This is a genomic window from Streptomyces sp. NPDC025638 (assembly GCF_055558775.1).
This window is the reverse complement of sequence record NZ_JBVHLX010000035.1, coordinates 1-20,697: the sequence shown is the minus strand read 5'-3', so window position 1 is coordinate 20,697 and position 20,697 is coordinate 1. Positions and strand designations below refer to the sequence as shown.

At 68.0% G+C, this 20,697-nt stretch carries 15 protein-coding genes and 2 pseudogenes; 14 read left to right on the top strand and 3 right to left on the bottom strand.

The features are described from left to right. Positions 1 to 193 precede the first annotated feature (193 nt). Together ACZ4EG_RS44575 and ACZ4EG_RS44570 are read right to left on the bottom strand one after the other, a co-directional pair. Positions 194 to 652 (bottom strand): nuclear transport factor 2 family protein, encoded by a 459-nt coding sequence (locus ACZ4EG_RS44575; RefSeq protein ID WP_467794775.1) that lies wholly within the window; start codon positions 650 to 652, stop codon positions 194 to 196. A 62-nt stretch (positions 653 to 714) separates the two neighbouring features. Next, positions 715 to 1,422: an SDR family NAD(P)-dependent oxidoreductase gene (locus ACZ4EG_RS44570; protein WP_467794774.1), complete on the bottom strand. Its 708-nt coding sequence runs from the start codon at positions 1,420 to 1,422 to the stop codon at positions 715 to 717. Between the two features lie 103 nt (positions 1,423 to 1,525). Between ACZ4EG_RS44570 and ACZ4EG_RS44565 the strand changes: the two genes are divergently transcribed. The 9 genes and pseudogenes from ACZ4EG_RS44565 (at position 1,526) to ACZ4EG_RS44525 (ending at position 11,947) form a co-directional block, all read left to right on the top strand. Continuing rightward, positions 1,526 to 2,386, top strand: coding sequence for a helix-turn-helix domain-containing protein (locus ACZ4EG_RS44565; protein WP_467794773.1), 861 nt, complete (start codon positions 1,526 to 1,528; stop codon positions 2,384 to 2,386). Between the two features lie 641 nt (positions 2,387 to 3,027). After that, on the top strand, positions 3,028 to 7,302 hold the full coding sequence (locus ACZ4EG_RS44560; protein ID WP_467794772.1) for a CHAT domain-containing protein: 4,275 nt from the start codon (positions 3,028 to 3,030) through the stop codon (positions 7,300 to 7,302). 40 nt (positions 7,303 to 7,342) lie between these two features. Beyond that, entirely contained in the window at positions 7,343 to 7,750 is a 408-nt protein-coding gene (locus ACZ4EG_RS44555; protein ID WP_467794771.1) for a hypothetical protein, read from the top strand. After that, a complete protein-coding gene (locus ACZ4EG_RS44550) occupies positions 7,747 to 8,682 on the top strand; it encodes a hypothetical protein (RefSeq protein WP_467794770.1) in 936 nt (311 codons plus the stop codon). The genes ACZ4EG_RS44555 and ACZ4EG_RS44550 overlap by 4 nt, the downstream gene beginning before the upstream one ends. 644 nt (positions 8,683 to 9,326) lie before the next feature. After that, a pseudogene (locus ACZ4EG_RS44545) lies at positions 9,327 to 9,437 on the top strand (transcriptional repressor LexA); the annotation flags it as partial. Between the two features lie 589 nt (positions 9,438 to 10,026). Continuing rightward, positions 10,027 to 10,434, top strand: coding sequence for a hypothetical protein (locus ACZ4EG_RS44540; protein ID WP_467794769.1), 408 nt, complete (start codon positions 10,027 to 10,029; stop codon positions 10,432 to 10,434). Positions 10,435 to 10,497: 63 nt separating this feature from the next. Then, positions 10,498 to 10,668, top strand: a complete 171-nt coding sequence (locus ACZ4EG_RS44535; protein WP_467794768.1) for a hypothetical protein — start codon at positions 10,498 to 10,500, stop codon at positions 10,666 to 10,668. Between the two features lie 29 nt (positions 10,669 to 10,697). Further along, positions 10,698 to 11,111: pseudogene (locus ACZ4EG_RS44530) on the top strand (transposase); the annotation flags it as partial. Positions 11,112 to 11,365: 254 nt separating this feature from the next. Then, the gene (locus ACZ4EG_RS44525; RefSeq protein WP_467794767.1) at positions 11,366 to 11,947 is read left to right on the top strand and encodes a transposase; all 582 of its coding nucleotides are present in this window, start codon (positions 11,366 to 11,368) and stop codon (positions 11,945 to 11,947) included. 1 nt (position 11,948) lies between these two features. Here the strand turns inward: ACZ4EG_RS44525 and ACZ4EG_RS44520 are convergent, their stop codons facing one another. After that, the gene (locus ACZ4EG_RS44520) at positions 11,949 to 12,335 is read right to left on the bottom strand and encodes a hypothetical protein (RefSeq protein WP_467794766.1); all 387 of its coding nucleotides are present in this window, start codon (positions 12,333 to 12,335) and stop codon (positions 11,949 to 11,951) included. Positions 12,336 to 13,273: 938 nt separating this feature from the next. Between ACZ4EG_RS44520 and ACZ4EG_RS44515 the strand changes: the two genes are divergently transcribed. From ACZ4EG_RS44515 to ACZ4EG_RS44495, 5 genes are all read left to right on the top strand, one after another. Next, the gene (locus tag ACZ4EG_RS44515) at positions 13,274 to 18,166 is read left to right on the top strand and encodes an RICIN domain-containing protein (RefSeq protein ID WP_467794765.1); all 4,893 of its coding nucleotides are present in this window, start codon (positions 13,274 to 13,276) and stop codon (positions 18,164 to 18,166) included. 271 nt (positions 18,167 to 18,437) lie between these two features. Further along, a complete protein-coding gene (locus ACZ4EG_RS44510; RefSeq protein ID WP_467794764.1) occupies positions 18,438 to 18,917 on the top strand; it encodes a DUF6193 family natural product biosynthesis protein in 480 nt (159 codons plus the stop codon). Positions 18,918 to 19,192: 275 nt separating this feature from the next. Continuing rightward, complete coding sequence (locus ACZ4EG_RS44505; protein ID WP_467794763.1) at positions 19,193 to 19,465, top strand: hypothetical protein; 273 nt, start codon at positions 19,193 to 19,195, stop codon at positions 19,463 to 19,465. 51 nt (positions 19,466 to 19,516) lie between these two features. Continuing rightward, entirely contained in the window at positions 19,517 to 19,816 is a 300-nt protein-coding gene (locus ACZ4EG_RS44500; protein ID WP_467794762.1) for a transposase, read from the top strand. Further along, the gene (locus tag ACZ4EG_RS44495; protein ID WP_467794761.1) at positions 19,813 to 20,691 is read left to right on the top strand and encodes an IS3 family transposase; all 879 of its coding nucleotides are present in this window, start codon (positions 19,813 to 19,815) and stop codon (positions 20,689 to 20,691) included. Before ACZ4EG_RS44500 ends, ACZ4EG_RS44495 begins: the two co-directional genes overlap by 4 nt. The last annotated feature ends 6 nt before the right edge of the window (positions 20,692 to 20,697 follow it).

The following is a 20,697-nucleotide window of genomic DNA, read 5'->3' as shown; positions in this document are numbered from 1 at the left end:
CCGGACTCGGGGTCTTCGCCAACCTCCACCGGATGACGGTCGTCGCCAGGTGAACAAGGACGGCAGCGCAGACTCCAGCACCGCACCGACCCACAAGATCAGCGTGGTCAGCTGGCCAACCCCTTGGTCAGGGGCAAGTAGCTGGTCGCCTGTGCCGGCTGCCCAGGTGCGGGCAACCGGCACAGCAGCATCGTCAGCGCTTCTGAGCGGCGGCTTCAGTTTCCGAGTTCTCGATGCCGAGGTTTGCGTAGGCGACGGGGTTGGCGTACTCCCACACCTGGGTGATCTGCCCGTCGACAATGTCGATGCGGAAGATGTAGACGTTGTTGTAGACGAGCTTCTCCGCACTGGACAGGATGTCGCCGTTGGCCTGGAGGAACACCGATCGGGCGTCCTCGCTGACCGTCCAGACCTTGTCGAGGAAGGCGACGTGGTCGAACTTCGCCGCGACCGACTCGATGTAGCCCAGGATGTGGGCGGGGCTGTCGAAGACGTACCAGGGCTCCGGGGTGCCCGCGATCGACAGGGGGATGGTGAAGGTCGCCGTCGGCGCCAGGAGCGCGGCCACCGCGGCGGGGTCCCGATTCTCGAAGGCGGCGATGAACGCCTGGGCGGTCGCGAGGGTCCTCTGGTGAACGCTGTTCGTGATCACTCTTTCTCCGTGGTGCGCGATGGCCGCCGGATGCGGCCGGGTGGACAAGGTGGAAGGGACTGTCACCAGGGGACGGGGCCCGAGGCGCCGACGAAGGTGCCGGTCGGCGCCGACGGGCTGGCGGTGGCGGCGGCGGCGATCACAGCCGCCCCCTCTTCGACACTCTGGGTGCCCTGGTGGCCGTTGAGGTCGGTCGCGGTGAACCCGGGGTCGACCGAGGTGACGGTGATCTGCGGGAACACCTGCGCATAGACCGCGGTCAGCATGTTCAGTGCGGCCTTGGAAGAGTTGTAGGCCAGCAACGGTGCCCAGGCCGGAAGGATGCCGGCGTGGGCGGCCGGGTCGGCATTGATCGTCAGTGAGCCCAGGCCACTGCTGACGTTCACGACCGCCGGGTGGCCCGCTGCCTGCAGCAGCGGCAGGAAGGCGCGTGTGGTGCGCACCGCCCCGAAGACGTTGGTGTCGTAGACGTGCTGCAGGTCAGCGGCGGTCAACTCTCCGGCCGGTGCGGCCGGCCCGGCGATGCCCGCGTTGTTGATCAGCACGTCCACGTGCCCGGCCTCGGCCCGCACCACGTCCGCGGCCGCAGCCACGGACGCCTCGTCAGTGATGTCGATCAGCAGCGGCCGGGCTCCCAGAGCCTTCGCGGCCTGCTCGCCGCGGTGGACGTCCCTGGACCCCGCGTAAACGGTGTGGCCCAGCTCGATGAGGCGGCGGGCCGTTTCGAAACCGAGGCCCTTGTTGGCCCCGGTGATCACGGTGACTGTCATGCCGCCAAGCCTGCACGCTGCGCTCCTGAACAGGGAGAGCTCTCCTGAGCGGGGGGTCAGCCAGTACCAGGCTGTTCGTAGGCACCGGACGGACAATGGCAGCGTGAACGACGATCTCGTAGCTCTCGGCCAAGCCCTGCGCCACTGGCGCGACCGCACCAGCCCCCGCGATGTAGGACTGCCCCCCGGAGGCGTCCGCCGCGCGCCCGGGCTGCGCCGCGAAGAACTGGCCCAGCTCGCCGGCCTCTCCGTCGACTACGTCGTCCGTCTGGAACGAGGTCGCGCCACCTCACCCTCGCCACAAGTCCTGGCCTGTCTCGCACGCGCCCTGCGCCTGACCGCGACCGAACGCGACCACCTGTATCTGCTCGCCGGACAGGCCCCGCCCACCACCGGCCACGTCTCCACTCACATACCGCCCAGCGTCCAGCGCCTGCTCGACCAGCTGAGTGCGACCCCCCTCAGCGTCCACGACGCCGCCTGGAACATCATCTCCTGGAACGCCCTGTGGGCCGCCCTCCTCGGCGACCCCTCACCCTGGCGCGGCCGAGAACGCAACATCGCCTGGCGGCACTTCACCGACCTGCCCACCCGCGTCACCCACACCCCCGAACAGCAGACCCGCTTCGAGACAGCCCTCGTGTCCGACCTGCGCTCCTCCGCCGCCCGCTACCCCCAGGACAAGCCCCTGCACACACTGATCACCGACCTCCGGCGCACCAGCAACCGCTTCGAGGACCTCTGGAACTCCCACACCGTGGGCTTCCACACCACCGACAGCAAAACCGTCCACCACCCCGACCTCGGACCCGTCACCGTCGACTGCGACACCCTCACCATCCCCGGCAGCGACCTTCGCATCGCCGTCTGCACTGCACCACCGGGCAGCACCGCCGGCGACCAGCTCGACCTGCTGACCACCATCGGTATCCAGAACCTGACCCCACTCACACACCGGGAATAGCGCAGCGGCCGAACACCGCCACTTCACCAATAGGCCCCCGAGACGACCGACGCGATCGTCGGTGCGCTCACCGGCACTCTGGCTGCTCCCCGCACGCTGCTGCTCGGCAGGCACGACGACGATGGAATACACCGGCCGCACCACCAACCTCGTCGGCACGACCAGCAGCAATGGTCGCCGGCCTCCTCGCTCCGGCCCGGCGCGGCCGTCCATGGAAGGGCTGGTCGTTCTCCGCCCGATGCGGCACCAGGACACGTTGAACGTCACGCTGGTGGAACCTGAACTGGTGGTGGAAGTCGGCGTCGACGTCACCCGCGACGCCTCCGGCCGGTGGCGCCACTCCGACGCTGGCACCGCGCCCGCCCCAACCTCTCCCCCGACGACGTCCCCGCCTGACGTCGCCGCTCTGATGGCGGCGCGGCGCGGTGGCCCGGCCGACGCGCAACACCGGGGAGCGCGCCCCTCGGGCGGCCCGGGAGGCCAACCGGGAGTTGACCCGAGCGCTCAACCAGCGGGGACATCCCACCACCGGAGCGTCAGCCCCGCCTTCGCCCCCGCCATGACGTCGAGGAGCGCATCTGCATCAAAATGCCGCGCCGTCAGGATCGCGGACCGTACCCTCGTGAGCAGGGGGCGGAAACATGGACAAGTCACTCCTGGACCGGCTGTGGGCCCGGATTCGCGCATTCGAAGAAAGGGGCCGCTCCCGGGCGGTGTTGAGCCGGTCGGCAACACGCGATCTCGGCCATGCGGTTCGCCTACTTGAAGGCGACGACGACCCCGGATGGGCAGCCGTCGCCTGGCTTTATTGGGTTCGCTACCTCGCGGCCTGGCCGGACGGCGACTCGGCTGAACTGGACAACGCGGTCAGCCGCTTCCTGGTGATCCGGGACCGGCCCGGCGCCGAGCTCCCCGAGCTGCTCGTCGAGATCCTGGAGCAGATCGACGCCCCGGTAGAGGGATGTTTCGACGACAACGGTTCGGCCGAGATCCTCTTCACGCTGTCCGGCTTGGCCTATGAGCGCTATCTCGGCCAAGGCAAGCAGGATGACCTGGAGTGGGCGGTGGCGACGGCCAGGGCCACTGCCGTCACCCTGTCACCGGGACAGCCTTGCCGCCTGGCCGCCCTCAACACCTGGGGAGGGTGGCTGCTGGAGCTCGCGGCCCTTCCCGACGGCACCATGGGCCAGTGTCGCGAAGCGCGCGACGCCCTGGCCGCCGGGCTCGCCGAGTGCCCGCTCGGCCTCACTGAACGGCCGCTGCTCCTGCGACCGTACATCGGCGCGCTGCTGCGCATTGCGGAGGCCCACGACGATGATGCCGACGTCATCGCGCTCGCGCACGCCCTGCGCGACGCCGCCTCCGAGCTTGCCGTGGCCGTGTCCGATGAATCGCTGCCGGACGCTTTCGGCCAGGCACAGGCTGAGGCGTTGTGGTACGACCTGGTGGAACTGTCCCTTGGGATTCATGACCGATTCGCGTCCGCCGAGCCCGAACGGCCCCAGAACTCGGCGAACGGCTCCTTTGAGTCCATCGGAGCCACCGGAGCGGAACGCACCACCGAGCGCTCGTTCGTCCTCGACTCGATGCTGGCCTGCGTCCTGCCGCCTGGCGACCCCCGCAGAGCCGTTGCCCTCCTGCAGCTGGCCGGTGCACAGGCGTTGCGCGCCGACCTCGACGGCGACACAGACGGCCTCGACCGGGCCGCCGCGCTGTTCCGCGAGGTGGCGGACGCCGCTGCCGAGCAGGATGCCCTCGGCGGACAGCAGATTCGCCCACTCGCGCTGTCCCAGCTCAGCACGCTCCATCTGCGCCGCTGGGGCGTGCACCAGCAGCGCGCCGACCTCGACCAGGCAGTGGCGTTGAGCCGGCAGGCACTCGACCTCGCCACCACGGACGATACGTCCACCCCGCTGTACCGGACCAGTCTCGCTGCCGCCCTCCTCGACCGCCACGACACCTACGCCGATGCCAGCGACCTTGCCGCCGCGGCGACCGTACTCCGATCCGGCTTCGACCTCGGACAGTTCCCCGATCCCACCGTCGCCCAAGGGAGCAGCACATCCGTTCCTGACCAAGATGCCCCCACCCTCAACAGCCCCCGTGCGCACAACCTGCTCGGCACCGTACACGGCAGGACCTACAACGGCACCGGTGATGTTGCTGACCTGGACCAGGCCATTGCTTGCCACCGTCGTGCGGCCGTACTCACCGGCAACGGACCGATGTCCCACCTGGACGGCTCGCACGCCTGGTGGGCCGGTCTCTCCACCGCGCTGCGGCTGCGATTTGAGCGGCTCGCCCGTCTCGAGGACATCGACGAGGCCATCGACGCCGCGCAAACGGCCCTGACTCGCACCCCCGCCGACTCATTCGACCGCGCTGCCCATCTCGGCACGTACGCCGCTGCCCTCACCCGACGTGCGGAGTGGACCGGAAATATCACCGAACTCCTCGAGGCCATCACCGTCGCCCGCGAGGCCGTAACATCCGCGCACAGCAGTGACACGGCGCGCACCCATCTCAACGTTGTCCTCAGTACTGCGTTCGAGCTGTCCGGTGACATGGCGCTGATCGACGAGTCCGTCGCCACCGCCCGCGGGGCTGTCACGGCCGCCGCATCCCGGCCCATCGACACCACCGCCCTGGGCAATCTGGGTGCCACGCTCACCATGCGCTACCAGCACCTGGGTGCCAAGGCCGATCTCGATGAAGCCATCAAGGTGCTGCGACGCGCTGCCGAAACCGAGCCGTACACCGGGAGCGACCTGACCAACCACCAGACGAACCTCGGGCATGCCCTCGTTCTGCGGGCCGAGCTCACCGCCCCCAGGACGACCTCCGAACGTGACCTCGCGCTCAACAACCTCGACGAGGCCGTAGCACTGCTGCGCCTGGCCAGTGACGCACCTGCCACCCCTCTGACGGCGCGCCCCTCCGTCCTGTCCAATCTCGCACTCGCCCTTCATACCCGATTCGAACTTCGCCACGCGGCCACCAGTCCGGCGGGCCCCAACGCCGACGAGACCGTGCGCGCCGACCTCGACGCCGCCATCGACGCCTGGCGCGGCGCGCTCAACCTCACCGGCCCGGCCCATCTGGCCCGTCGACGCCACCAGTCCAACCTGGCGGCCGCGCTGTTACAGCGGCACCGCCTCTCCGGTGAACACGCCGACCTCGACGAGGCCGTCGACTGGGCCCACGCCGCAACCTCCGATGCCCCCGCCGACCACGCTGACGCCATCGCGCTTCACACACTCGCCCAGGTCCTTGCCGAACGGCACACGTTGGACCGTGACCCCGCGGACCTGGCCGCCGCACGCACGGCCGCACGCGCTGCCGCCGAGTCAGCCGCTTCGGCGGTCACCGTCCGGATTCAGGGCTCGATGCTCGCAGCCGAGCTGGCCCGGACCGCGGGGGACACCGCTGCCGCACTCGATGCCCTCGCCGCCGGCGTTGAGCTGCTGCCGCTGCTCGCCTGGCGCGGGCTGGAGCGTAGCGACCAGGAACGTCGTCTTGCCGACCTCGCCCATCTGGCCACCGACGCCGCTGCGACGGCCGTAGACCTCGGCGACGCCGACCGCGCTCTCGCCCTCCTCGAACAGGGCCGGACCGTGCTGTGGGCTCAGCTGCTGGACCTGCGTACCGATGTGACCCTGCTACGCGAACACCACCCAGTACTCGCGGCCCGCCTGGATACCGTCCGTACCGCCTTGGATCACTCCGACAGCAGTCAAACCACCCCCAGCATAGGCAGAATGGAGCTGGCCAGAGTCTGGGACCAGCTGGTTGCGGAGGTCCGCGGCCTGGACGGATTCACAACGTTTCTACGGGCACAACCCCCGTGCGCCGAAGAGGCCGCCGCCGCTGGGCCGATCGTCGTGATCAACGTCAGCCGACTGCGCTGCGATGCGCTCATCCTCACCCGCCACCGAACCGATCTGCTACCGCTGCCCACGCTGACAGCCGATGAGGCGTCCGCCCGCACGGGAGCGTTCCTGGCCGCCGTACGCGACCGTGGCCCCGGTCTGGCTGGCACCATCACCGCGAATGCAGTCCTCACCGACACCCTCGCCTGGCTCTGGCGCACCGTCGCTCGGCCGGTTCTGGACCATCTCGGCACAGTCGACCGCATCTGGTGGTGCCCCACCGGTCCGCTCGCCCTGCTCCCCCTCCACGCTGCGGGTGAGCCGGGCCGGCCCGGCGTTCACGACCTGGCCGTCTCCTCCTATACTCCGACGATCAGCAGTCTGCGGCGCGCTCGTACGGCGGGACACCCCGACGCGCCGACTGAACCTGCCGACACTCGCATGCTGGTCGTGGCCCCGACCGGAATTCCGGGTGTGCCCGACCTGCAGGTCGCGGGTGAGATCGAAGCGCTCACCGCGCTCCTGCCCGATCGGTGCACGTTACGCGAGGGCGCAGCAGCCACCCATGACCGTGTCCGGACCGATCTGCCCCAGCACCGCTGGGCGCACTTCGCCTGCCACGGCATCGCCCGCCCCACTGACCCCTCCGCCTCGGCACTCCTGCTCGCTGACCAGCCACTGACCGTCGTGGACATCGCTGGCCTCCACCTCACCGGAAGCGAACTCGCGTACCTCTCCGCATGTGACACCGCAAGCGGCGGCACGGCCCTGCCGGACGAGGCGATCCACCCGGCGGCCGCCCTCCATCTCGCCGGATACCGGCACGTGCTGGCCACGCTTTGGACAGTCAGCGACGCATTGGCGGCCCCGCTCGCCGCCGCCGTTTACGGTGCACTCACACCTTCCGTCCCCCCGCCGCACACCCCTCCCGCGCTCGCCACCGAAGGTTCGGCCCGGGCACTACATGCCGCCGTACGCGCCCTGCGCGAAGACGGCAACGCGCATCTGCCCATCTTGTGGGCCCCTTACCTTCACGTCGGCCCGTGACACCCATCCCAGCGACCCCGCAAAGGAACCGGTCATCATCGTGCCATCGCCCTACGAGTACCTGCTCGACCGAAGAGCCCGGCAAGAGACCACAGACACAGCCGACGACGACATCCTCTACCTGATGCCGGACATCACCGTGACCGACGCGGCCCAGATCTTGGAGACTGTCTACCGCGCCGAACCCGCCCTGGACCGCGTGGACATCATCCTCGGCGAGACCACCATCGGCATCACCACCCGAGACCATCTCAACCGCCTGGGTCTGACGCCCGTGCGCGCCCTCGGCGACGGCGACGCAGCCACGCTGCCTGGTGAGTCCACCCGATACGTCGTCCTCCGCTTCCGGTGCGCCACCTGTTCAACGACCGTACGCCGCCTCCACGTTGATCCGAGAGAGGTGCCGGCCTGCCCGCGCGGACACGGCGAGCTGGAACGCCTGGGATGAGCATCAACGGGCTGGCTCAGCCACAGGTCACCGCCACTTCGGCCAGGTTCCTGCTCATCGGATATCTGCCGACCTACGCTGCCGCGCTGTATCTGCTCACCCTTATCTGGGCCCATACTCCCGACGGCCGTCCACACTGGGCAGCGGCTTGGAAGACTGCGGAACGGCTCACCGCAGGTGAACTCGTCCTGCTCGCAGTGGCCATCACCATCGTCGCTGTGATGCTCCAACCCTTGCAGCTCGCCCTGGTTCGGCTACTGGAAGGACAATGGCCGCAGGCCCTTCGTCCCCTCGCTGACGCGGGCCGTGCCCGACAGACGAGGGCGCGCGACAATCTCCGCTTCATCGAACGGCGGGTGGAAGACGTCGCAACCGACTCCAGCCCGCAGGACATCCAAGCTGCAGGTGCCGCAGGTACCCGTCTGCGGCGCCGCTTCCCGGCCTCAGGCCCGGTACGCGCCACGGCCCTCGGCAACGCGCTGGCCGCCGCCGAGGAGCGAGCAGGCGCGGTATACGGCTGGGACGCCGTAGTCACGTGGCCCCGGCTCCACCCGCTGCTCAGTGATCAGGTCCGGGCCGTCGTCGACGACCGCCGTGACCTGCTCGATGCCGCAGCGCGACTCTCTGTCACATCCGCCGCCACCGGCCTGGCGTCGGTGGCCTTGCTGGCCCGTTCAGGTCCATGGTTACTCCTGGTCCTGGCCCCGCTCATGGTCTCCCACATCGCCTACCACGGCGCAGTTCACGCCGCCCAAGCCTTCGGAGACAGCCTCCATACGGCCTTCGACCTGCACCGCTTCGATCTGCTCGAAGCCCTCCACCTCCCGCTGCCTGACACCCCGGACAGCGAACGTGCTCTCGCGGCCGAACTGTCCTTGATGTGGCGGCAGGGCGTGCCGTCAAACCGACCGTACCGCCATGGCGGCGCATGAAAGGACCCGAGGTAACTGCGGATAGTCAGCGCTCACTACCCAGCTCAGGTGAATGCTGGTGATCTCGTCGTGCTCGCCGTGACCGGGGACCCCATGGCTGGTGAGGGCAACATCTGTACGGCTACCTGAACGACACACAAGCCCAACCGACCGCTGAACAGGGCGCGTTCGTGGCCGCCATGTTCGCCGGCGAGGCGACAGGGAAGCGCCTCAAGCGCGACGGCTGCGATACGTTGCTGATGCCGGATAACCAAGGGCTACGAGCCCACCAGCGGCAACGACGCCACAATTCTAAGCATCGTCACGGCAGTCCTTCGACGCCTCTGCAACTCCCGAGGGCCAACTTGCCCCCGAGCCCCACCCGTCGGGGCACCATCAGGCGGCGTCACGCTGCACGTGGCGCGGCCTCTCACTCGCCCGATCCAGCGATACCACCACACGTGCTGCACGAGCTAGGGTCCTATGCACAGCCGCTGAGCTGCACCGATCCTCGACGAATCGCGCTGCACCCACAGTCCTCCCCCAGCGAAGCGACGATGTCGCCGTGGTCGGCGCTGTCCATCTTCCGTACGGTGACGATGTTCGCCGTCACAGATCGCCGCGTCGATCATGGAGTCGCCGACCACGGCCGGAGCGAGGCTCCGGTAGATGTACCGCTCGTCGGACGGATCGCCGCCGGCGCACCGCTGCTCGCCGAGGAGACGGTCGAGGACGTTTACTCGATGCCCCGCCAAGTCGTGGGTGACGGCGACCTGATCGCCGCCTGGCGGCTCGTCAGCTCCCCTCGGCGGCCCGATGGCCCGGGGGGCGGCCCCGGCGTGCGGGCGCCGCGTTCTCCATCCCGGCACCTCCATACAAGATCGTTCGGAACGACCCTAACCCGCCATCCTTCATAAATGGAACACCTTGTCGAATCCCTGAAGTCCGGGAGACGGACCTCGGTACACCTCCCCCGCCGCAGGTGTTCCCCCTTGGTCGCGTGTCACCGGAGCTGATCACCAGCCCGTCGCGACGGGAAGCCGCCTGCCGAGTTGATCTTGCATACCTTGCATTGGGTTCGCCGGGAGAATCCGTTGTCCGCGATCACGGCGCCGCGTTCGATGGACGCATGGGAGAGAAGAGGACGGGCGCGAAGCCCACGCGGGCGTCGGCCGCACGAGAGACCGCCCGCGCGTTCCAGCTGGGCGTCCCCCACGCTCTCCGAGGGGCACCGGGCCGCCATCGAGCGGCATTTGTGCAGGTCGAAAGCTTTGTCGTCGCGCCACGCAATTCTTTCGGCATTTCACGTGGGATGAAAACTGGTTCCTACATAAGAGAGGGCACGCGATAAGAAGGAGTCCGAGGATGAAGGACCTGTGCCCTCAAGGCGGGGAACCGTTCAACGAGGCGGAAGAGTACTGGCTGTTCGGCGACGGCCCGGTCCCGCAGACGCCTCCGTGGAGTACCTCCGAGCCGGCCGTCGGCTGGCCGGTGCAGTATGAGGGCGACGACGGCTCTTCGGCGGGTGAGCGGTTCGAAGACGAGGATCCGGATCCCGGAGTACTGGCCGACGGAGGCCCTGCGAAGATCCCCTCCGCAACACGGGACCGGCTGTGGATCCACGGCTACTTCACCCTCAAGCGGATGATCAGGGATGGCGGGATCTTCGAGAAGTGGCGGCCAAGAACCGCCCCGTGTATCCCACTCTGGATGACTGGCGGACCATCCAGGACTCCGTGGAGGACCGCGACGCGCTCGCCGGGGACACCCTGACGGCCGCGATGAAGCACGTGGAAGGTACCCCTGGCGCACCTGGTCGCCGGAGCGGGTGCGAAGTTGGAGACCTACTTCATCGGCGGCCTGGCCCTCTACTTACCCACGGTGTTTCGCCGCTGGCAGCGCAACCGTTGGCGGCTCGTCTTCGTGCCGGCGGCTGACGCCGTGCCCCTGGCGCTGCGTACGGCCGGTCTGTTCGCGGACGGAGATCCCGGTGATGGGGATTCCTGAAAACGGCTGGCTGGCTGCGGTCGATCGCGGTGGAGCTGGGCGGCCGTCCGCCTGTGCCGCCGCCTGCGGATGGCCGCAGGCCGGACCCGGCTGCTGAGGCTGCTGACGGCCCCGCTGCCGCCGGACCGTGCGCCGCGGGTGCTGGGGGTGGACGAGTTCGCCTTCCGCAAGGGCTGCACCTACGGAACCGTCCTCGTGGACGCCCTAGGCCGGCCGGGTCGTGGACGTGCTGCCCGACCGCACCTCGGAGACGTTCGCCGCCTGGCTCAAGGAGCATCCCGGCGCGGAGATCATCTGCCGGGGACCGGGCCACCGCCTACACCAAGGCAGTCAAGGAAGCCGCCCCGGACGCCCTGGAAGTTGCGGATCGCTGGCACCTGCTTCAGAACCTGTCTGCTGCGGTGGAGAAGACCTGCCACCAGCACCGCACTTGCCTGCGCAAACATGCCGAGCAGGAGGCGGAGTCGACGGTGCCGGAGTCGGTCCCGATGGAGCTGCCGGTGCCGGAACTGCCGCGCACCCAGATCATCGAGCGGACCCGTCACCGCTACGAGGACGTGCACCGCCTGGTGGAGAAGGGCTGGACGATCAGCGCAATCGCCCGGCGGCTGAACCTTGACCGCAAGACCGTGCGCGCTTCCGCGACACCGACCTCGACGGGCTGCTGGCCTCTGCCCGCGACCGCCGGCCCAACGGCGTGCTGGAGCCGTTCAAGGCATACCTCAATGTCCGCTTCACCGAGGCGCAGGGCCAGGTCAGCGGCACCCGCCTGTTCCAGGAGATCCACGAGCGCGGCTACCGGGGCAGCCGCCAGGTGGTCCGCAAGCACCTCGCGGCCCTGCCGGCAGGCACCGCCGAACCGGTCCGGGCCGACATTCCCAGCCCCCGCAAGATCACCTCATGGATCATGCGGCCCCGCGACACCCTCACCGAGAGCCAGGACAAGCGGCTGCTGGAGGTCCGGCTCGCCTGCCCGGACATCACCCGCGCCTGCGACCTGGCCCGAGCCTTCGCCGATCTCGTCCGCCACCGGCGCGGATACCTACTGCTGGAATGGATCCGCCAGGCCGAACAAGACGCCCCGAAGCCGCTGCAGAGCTTCGCTGGCTTCCTCCGCCAGGACCTCGACGCCGTCACCGCTGGGCTCACTCTCTTGTGGAGTTCTGGCGTCGTCGAAGGACACGTGAACCGGGTGAAAACGCTCAAGAGAGCGATGTACGGCAGGGCCTCGTTCGAACTCCTCCGGACCCGCATCCTCACCCAGACCGAGCATCGCTGAGTCAGGAGGACGGGTCATCCTCATAGGCCCACGCACGGATAGACCAGGGTTCATCCCGATGGGCCCGCTCAGCGACATGGCCAGGCGGAAGGCCAGCCAGAGCTGCAATAGAGGGGTCCTGACCAACGACATGGCCCAGGTGGCACACGATCGACGCGTCATCGGCGTTCGGGTCACCAAGCCCATCGGCTAGGAGCCAGTCGTCCTCATCGTCATGAATCACCATCTGCGCCGGGTGGATGCCGTCGGCTACCGTCCGCTGAACAACGGCCAGCAGTCCCTCCGGAAACGCGCCATCGGCGAACGGCCAAACCACGTCCGGTTGCATCGAGCCCATGCAGGGATCATGCACCTCGATGCCGAGGGCCCAACGAGGGGTATCGGCCACCGGCTTCACGGAACTGCGGACAGAGCCCTGAAAACGACCGGGGCTACTCCTCGCCTCACTTGATCCAGTCCTCAAGGGAATGGTGAAGCCGTTGAGGGGCAGGCGCCCCGACAAGGGGCACGCCCGATGTCCCAGAGCCGCACTCCCAACGTCCGAACCAGCTTGCCCGCGATGTCGGCGGCGGCTGAACTCGAGCGACGCCGAGACGGGAAACGCATTCATTGACTGCCGAATCAGTCCCCGCCTGGGCCGCACAGCATTTGTCGGTCTAGCGACGCCGTCGGCCTCGGGCGAGAGTTGTTCCCGACGGCCCGGGGAGCAGGCCAGCCCGTGGTGGAGCAGCAGCGGTGCTACTACGGGCGAGGTCGGGTGGCGAGCCAGTCCTGAAGCTCACGGTGACGGAACTGGTACGCCATTCCGGAGGTCCGCAGTAAACCCGCCCCGTATGCCCAGTGGAGGAAGGCGCCAAGCCGCCAGGGCAGTCGGCTGCGAGAGCAGCAGAGGAAGACCATGTAGCGGCGGGGGTCTGATGCAGGTTTGGGTGACAGGTTGACCTGCCCCACCTCTCAGGTTCCAGTTCTGGTGGCTAACTGACGGCCTTCACGAAAGGCTGCCGGACATGACGTGCCCCACGGCGGTACTGGCGTGGGATCACGTGACGTCACTCCTTCTCGCGTCTCGGGGGAACCTCAAACTGTTGTGCGAGAAATTATGTGTGCGTAAGGTGTGCATGTGTGACCGGATCATGACCAATCCGTGTTGACACGCGTTCTTGAGCGGCCGGGGGAACACCGCCGCTTACGGGGAGGAGTTGCATCGTCATGCCGTCGTTCCTGCCGTCCTGGGGTCCCGGGCGTTCGTAGGACTGGGGGCTGCTTCCTGCTCTTCGGCCGTTGTCCCCGGCCTGCATCCCTGTCGATGAAGAAAGTGATGCTTCCTTGCACCCCAGACCGTGGTTCCGGCTGCCCGGAACACGAAGATCACACAAATTCACCTCCGCCGTCACTTCCGTCGCCGCCCTGGCCGTGCTGGCCGGTCTCGCGGTTCAGCCCGGCCTGACCAGCCTGGGCGCAGAGCCGGTGGGCGACTCCGACCCCTGGTACGAGGACACCGCCGCCGAGCAACTGCGGCAGGACCAGTGCCTGATGGCCGACGTGCTGCGGCTCGGCGGCGCGTCGATGGCCACGACCGCGCAGGACGGCCTGAACCAGCCCGCCGACAAGTTGCACGTCCTGGCCGACCGTAAGCACTGGGAGCAGACGCCGCTCGCCGTGGCGTTCAAGAAGGACCGGGACGCGGCCGACAAGGAGCTGGACGCGCTCTCCGCCCAGCGGGACGCATGGGGCAAACCGCTCGACGGCCTCGCCACTCCCGACGGGTTCACGGTCACCGGGTTCCACTGGCCGCCCGATGGCGCCCAGAGCTTCTACAACCAGACCGGTCTGTCGGCCTGGGTCGCCGACCGGTTCTGGAAGACCGACGACGGCTTCTACAACGACGCCACCCCGAAGGCCGACGAGAAGACCCTCAAGGCCGTCGACGATCTGGGCGGTCCTCTCTACGGCAAGGACCCCGACCCGAAGGGCATGACGCAGGCGGAGTGGAATCGTGCGCTCGACGAGCACAACGCCTTCGAGTGGATGCACGGCGGTCCCTCCACGAACGCCGGTGCCGACGACGCCCGTATCCTCCTGTCCTCCGGCGGCTTCCCGCGCACGGCCCCGCAGCCGGGCACGCCGGAGTACCGCATCGCCGTGGAGGACGTGAAGTCCCGGTTCGCCGCGTGCGGCTGGCGCGACCCGCTCGATCCGGACCGTGTGCTGGGTGACATCACCGCCACCGCGGCCGGCGAGTGGCAGCAGGAGATCGCCTCCCAGGCCACCCAGCGCAACCAGATCATCGGCGCGAACAAGACCGCCGTCGACGCCCTTTCCAAGGGTGCGAAGGCCCTCAGCGACATGCTGGGCCACTCCTGGGTCGCCGACCACCTCACACGCTGGCAGGACTACTGGGCACCCGGCGGCCTGGGCTGGGTGGGCGACAGCCCGACGGTCATCGAGGTGCACGCCGCGAAGGGCAAGTGCCTGGACGTCCAGGGCGGCAAGAAGGACAACGGCACGCCGGTCCAGGTGTACACCTGCAACGGCAGTGCGGCCCAGCAGTGGGTGCTCTGGGGCGGCGAGGACAGCCTTCATCTGCAGAACGTCAACGCCCTCAAGTGCCTGGACGTGGCAGGGAACAACACGGCGAACGGCACGAAGATCCAGATCTCGTCGTGCAAGACCGCCGCGTCGCAGACCTGGGCATCCGAACTGCGCGGCGCCACCAGCCTGAAGAACGCCGGCACGGGCAAGTGCCTGGACCTGCACACCTTCACCAACGGCAACGACGCCCAGCTGTACACGTGCAACAGCAGCGACGCGCAGAAGTTCGACATCAAGCCGACCGGTCACAACGGCGACGACAAGCTGGACTACCCGGACAAGGCCCAGTTCGACAAGGCGAAGAAGGGCCTCACGGACGCCCAGGCCGGTGCGAAGAAGCAGCTCGCCGTACTCAAGGCGCAGCTCACCGCCGCACAGAAGGCCGCCACCACCTCGGACTCGGCCATGCAGGCGGCCTACGGCATCGCGGACACCAACGGCGCGCCGCGCGGCCGTGGTCTGCTGGTCGGTCAGCAGAAGGACCAGGTCACCCAGGGTGCGGCTGCTGCGCTCACGGCGATGGAAAAGGCCGGTGAGACCGCCGAGGCCGCGACCCGTGCCTCGGCCGGGGACAGCGCGACCATCGCGCAGCGCGCCCTCGCGCAGGCCGCCCAGTCGAAGGCGGAGTTCCGCAAGAAGGCCGCCGAGGCCGCCGAGTTCCAGGCCAAGGCGGCCGCGGACGCGGCCAAGCTGCACCGCGACAACGCCAAGAAGGACAAGGAGACCGCGGAGGCCAAGCTCACGGTCGCGGTGAAGGCCGAGGGCGACGCGAAGGCGGCCGCCGCCGACGCCCACGCCAAGCGGCTCGCGGCCGAGGCCGAGGAGAAGACGGCCAAGGCGGAGAAGGAGAACGCGGCAGCCAAGCAGGCCGAGGCCGCCCACCACCGCAAGAACGCCGAGTCCGAGGCGACCAAGGCCAAGGACGCCAAGGACAAGGCCGAGGCCGCCGAGAAGACCGCCGAGAGCAAGCGCGACGACGCGGTCACAGCGAAGGACCACGCCAAGTCGATGCGGGACGACGCGTGGGACGCGAAGCAGAAGGCCGACGCGGCCCGCGCCAAGGCCGACGCAAAGGACGCCTACGCCGACTCCCTCGACTCCGGGGACGCGGCGACCGCCGCACGCGCTGCCGCGAACGACGCGGACAAGGCCGCCGACGACGCCGAAGCCGCCGCGACGAAGGCCCGTTCCGAGGCGGACGCCGCCACCAAGGCGGCGGCCGACGCCGACGCCGCGGCCACCCGCGCCGAGGCGGCCGCCAAGCGGGCCCGCTCCGACGCGGACACCGCCCAGGCGGACAAACTGAAGGCCGACGCGGCGGTGAAGACCGCGACCAGCGCGGCAGCCGACGCCATCAAGGCATCCCAGGACGCCGCCACCGAGGCCAAGACGGCGGTCAAGCTCGCCGACGAGGCCGAACAGCACGCCAAGGAGGCCAAGACCCAGGCCGACGCCGCCAACGCGGAGGCCGCCAAGGCCCTTGCCGCCTCGGCGAAGGCCGCCGGTTTCGCCCATGTCACCGCGCAGGCAGCCGTGGACGCCGGAGAAGCGGCCAAGCAGGTTGCCAACCCGGCCAACGACGCGATCCAGCTCGGATCGCGCTATGTCGACACCGACTCGGCGGCCGGCCTGGTCGTACTGACCGGACAGGCTTCGAAGTCCATCGCCGAGCAGCAGCAGGCCGTCGCCGACGCCCACGCCAAGAACGCCGCTGCCGAGGCCCAGGCCGCCAAGAACCTCGCCGACCAGGCCAAGGGCGACGCCAAGGAGGCCTACCAACACGCCGCCAACGCCGCCCAGTACGCCGCCGACGCCCGCACCTACTCCAAGGACGCCCTCGGCTACGCCGCCGACGCCGCCAAGGCCGCGGCAGCGGCGCAGGCATCACTGGCCCGCACCATCGAGTACGACAAGCAGGCAGCCGACGACGCGGCAGCAGCCGACAAGGCGGCGGGCAACGCCGAGGGCTACGCCAAGGACGCCCGCGACTCCGCCGACACGGCAGAACTCGACGCGGCCGCAGCCCGCTCCGCAGCCACCCAGGCCGAACAGGACGCCAAGGACGCCCGCGCCGCCGCCGACCGCGCCGACGCGGCCGCCACCGAGGCCGAACAGGCCGCCAAGGACGCCGACAAGTACGCCAAGGAAGCGCAACAAGCCGCCGCGGAAGCGGAAGCGGCTGAAGCCAACAAACAGGTCTCCACGGGTGGCGCCACTGACATCGAGGGCGTCTTCTACGTCGTCGACGAAAAGAAGTCGGAGATCGTCTCCGGGACGCAGCTCAAGGAATGCACCCTCACCCTCAACGGCTGTGACGTCAAATACAAGGTGACCGTCAATGTGGTCGCCGACTTCTACCTGTGCACCGACGACAGCGCCCTGGCAACCCCCACGGGCTGCCCCAAATCGGCGTGGAAGTGGCTCGACCGTAAAACGGTGACGGCCAAGGACGTCGACTGGGAACACCACTTCAGCGCTGGTGACATCACCCGCCTGGGCTGGCAGAACCTCTTCGGTGACACCCTCGGCAGCATCCTGTACGAGGTGATCCTCGGCGACGCCGTCAAGTGTTTCCACGGGTCGAAGACGGCATGCGCCTGGACCGCAGCCATGTTCATCCCGCTCGAGAAGCCTTTGGCCGCGCTCGCCGACGCCGTCAAGGCAGTGGACGCCGCCGCAAGGACCGGCATTGGCTTCGCCGACGCCTGGAAGGCCCTGCGCGCCCTCAACCTCTCCGACGAAGCCATCGCTGGCATCGCCGCCAAAGCCAGTGAGGCTCTTGCCAAGGCGTGCGAGCGCAACAGCTTCCCCGGCACCACACGCGTGGTGATGGCCGATGGCACGACCAAGCAGATCGAGGATGTCCGGGTCGACGACGCGGTCCTTGCCACCGATCCCGAAAGTGGCCGCACCGAAGGCCACACCGTCACCCGCACCATCTACACGCCGGACGACACCGACTTCGCCGACATCACGATCGATGCAGGCGACGCACGGATCACCGCCACACAGCACCACCCGTTCTGGTCACCCAGCGCCCACCGCTGGATCGACGCCGGCGACCTCCAGTCCGGCCAGACCCTGCGCACCAGCAGCGGCAGGACCGTCACAGTGGTCGGCGTCCACCGCTACCACCGGCTTCACTCGGCCTACAACCTCACCGTTGACGACCTGCACACGTACTATGTGGTCGCGGGCGACACACCGGTGCTGGTCCATAACACGAACTGTACCGATGTGGCACTCGGTGCGCAGGATATGGGGACTGTCGAGTGGGCTCTTAGCAATGGCTTCACCCACTACATGGGTAAGCTCCCAGACGGGAGGACTTGGCAAGAGTCGGTCATGGCGGCTATCGACGACCATGATATTCACATTCACGTCAATACCAAGGGATTCGCTGGCGGCTTTACCGGTTCGGCACTGAGAGGGATGTCGACGGGATCGAAGGCGACCGAGCAGGAGATGGCATGGCTTGCAAAGTCGGTGGTTTCAGGGAAACGGTCATGGAGTTCGATAACCTTCTACGATGCAGCCGGAGACGTGCTGCCGTTGGAGGAGCCAGCCTGGTCGACAGACCCCGCCCTTTCCAAGATGTGGCTATTGTGGGGTCCTGGTGAACCGTAACCAACAGCGTGGAAGAGGCCTGAGAGCCGTGGATATGCCGATGGCTAGCTTCGCTGAAGCTCCAGACGCAAAGTACTACCCAGAGCTAGTGACGTATGGTGGTCTGTCTCAGGCGCTTCGTCGCCTTGCGGAAAACTGTGGTCTCGACCTTGGAGACGTACGACCTGCCTCGGATCGAGGGCTCAGCGTGTATCGCACTGCCGAGGCTGCTTCGAGTCGTGGACTCATCAGAATCAGCACGGTCCTGAACCGGAGAGCCTTTTCAATCTCCATGGACAGTGCCGAGGGTGATTTCGTCTGGGCAAACGGGAGCACAGCCGCCCTGGGAGAAATTGCAGAAGTTATCGACGCATGGCGGAGCGGTGTGCTCCTTGCGCCTCTGCGTGAGCGCTTTCCATTCATTGAGTTTTCCAAAATGGCTGAAGGCTACGAGCGCGGCGAACCCGCGGAAACAGCTTGGAGCATCCTTTTGGCGGATGATAACCACATCTCTCATCGTGAGATGCTGGCCGCGCTGCGGTCAAACTCTCGCCTGAGCGGCATGTTTCCGTTCTTCTCTCACGACGCCTTGCGGTTGGCTATTGATCCCTTTAAGAGGGATGCTGGTGAGATTTGCATCGAACCGCAGGGTAACGGTCGCTTTTCTGTGCAATCGTCGCCTGGTGGTGAGATTCTGGCTGATGTCGAATTGGCTGATCTTGCCGACATGGCTTCATCGCTTGTCGATTCCCGTGGTGAGCTGCGTTCGTAAACCTGCACAGCGCAGGGTGGGGTGACAGCGGGCGTTGGCGGTGCTGCTACATCCTCGTCATGAGGTACGCGGATGGCGGCGGCCTGGCAAGGCGCCAGTTGGCACAACGCCACCGCATCGGGTATCGGCGCCAGCGACACACCGCCGGTAGCCTCAGCCCGCACGACGCAGGCCCCCTGCCATCGGCAGGGGGCCTGCGTCGTGCGGGGACAGCCGCAATCATCCGTCGGGACAGCCACCAGAACTAGCCTCGACCGGCGACAGACCTTGAGCACGTGCCCTCCGCTCGGCGCGACGACCACCCGGTCACCGGTCACCTGCCGCCGCTGACCACGGTGGAGGAGATGAACCAGGTCCTGGCCGCCATCCAGCACCTGACCGCACACGACGCCCAGTCCGGCCGAACACGCCGCCGTCTACGACCGCAAGGGTTGCTGCTGGAGCGCATCGCCGTCGAAGACGGCAACGCCGAAGCCGCCGAACAGGCCGCCGACGTCCGAGCCCGCGCCGCCCGGATGGGGAAGCCGGTGGCTGAAGCTTCCCCTTGATCGTGGACACCTGGAGACTGGGACCTGAGGTTCCAGAGGAAGTAGCACCAGGTGGGAAGCAAGTACACAAAGCGGTACACCGAGGAGTTCAAGCGGGACGCGATCGCGCTCGTCGACTCCTCGGGCAAGACGGTCACCGCCGTCGCCCGGGAACTCGGCATCAGCTCCGAGTCCCTGCGCGGCTGGTACCGCCAGGCCAAGGCCGACCGGGGAGAGGGCGTCCCCGGCGAGCTGACCAGCGCCGAGCGCGAGGAGCTCAAGCGGCTGCGCAAGGAGAACCGCGAACAGCAGCAGACGATCGAGGTCTTGAAAAAAGCAACCGCCTTCTTCGTGAAGGAGAACGACCGGTGAGCGAGTTATACCGGTTCATCCATGCGGAGAAGGCGAACTACCCGATCAGCCTGCTGTGCCGGGTGCTGCACGTGGCCCGCTCCTCCTACTACGCCTGGCGCGATGGCGAGGCCGCCCGCCGCAGGCGCCAGGCAGCCGACGATGCGCTCGCGCACGAGATCACTGTGCTGCACATCGCCTCCCGAAAGACCTATGGCGTCCCGCGTATCCATGCCGAACTTCGGCGCCCGGGGCAGCGGGTGAACCGTAAGCGCATAGCCCGCGTGATGCGCGAACGCGACATCCGCGGCGTCACCCGGCGCAAGCACCGCTCGCTGACCCGGCCGGACAAGAAGGCGAAGCCGGCCCCGGACCTCATCGGCCGCGACTTCCATGCCGAGCGCCCCGGCACCAAGCTGGTCGGCGACATCACCTACCTGCCCACCGCCGAGGGCTGGCTCTACCTCGCCTGCTGGCTGGACCTGGCCACCCGCGAGGTCGTCGGCTATGTCATGGCCGACCACCACCGCGCCGAACTCGTCGCCGACGCTCTCGACATGGCCCACCGCCGCAGCGGACTGGAGCCCGGCTGCGTGATCCACGGCGATCGCGGCAGCGAATACACATCGACCCAATTCCGCAGACAAATAAGTGAGTTGGGGCTTCGGCAGAGCTGCGGACGTACCGGCTCTTGTTTCGACAATGCCGCCGTGGAAAGTTTCTGGGCTCTGCTCAAGGAGGAGATCGGTACCCGCACCTGGCCCGACCGGACCACCGCCCGCGCCGAGGTCTTCCACTTCATCGAGAGACCCTGTTGCCCAATTCGAGGGAATTTGCGTCGATCACTCGGTCGGAGGCAGGCGGCGAGACGGATCCTGCTGGTCAGGGGCGCGTGAATGGGG

Bases quoted from the DNA above. Each gene is read 5' to 3' on its own strand.
- ACZ4EG_RS44570 (WP_467794774.1), bottom strand. From the start codon at position 1,422: ATGACAGTCACCGTGATCACCGGGGCCAACAAGGGCCTCGGTTTCGAA.
- ACZ4EG_RS44560 (WP_467794772.1), top strand. From the start codon at position 3,028: ATGGACAAGTCACTCCTGGACCGGCTGTGGGCCCGGATTCGCGCATTC.
- ACZ4EG_RS44550 (WP_467794770.1), top strand. From the start codon at position 7,747: ATGAGCATCAACGGGCTGGCTCAGCCACAGGTCACCGCCACTTCGGCC.
- ACZ4EG_RS44540 (WP_467794769.1), top strand. From the start codon at position 10,027: ATGAAGGACCTGTGCCCTCAAGGCGGGGAACCGTTCAACGAGGCGGAA.
- ACZ4EG_RS44510 (WP_467794764.1), top strand. From the start codon at position 18,438: ATGGACAGTGCCGAGGGTGATTTCGTCTGGGCAAACGGGAGCACAGCC.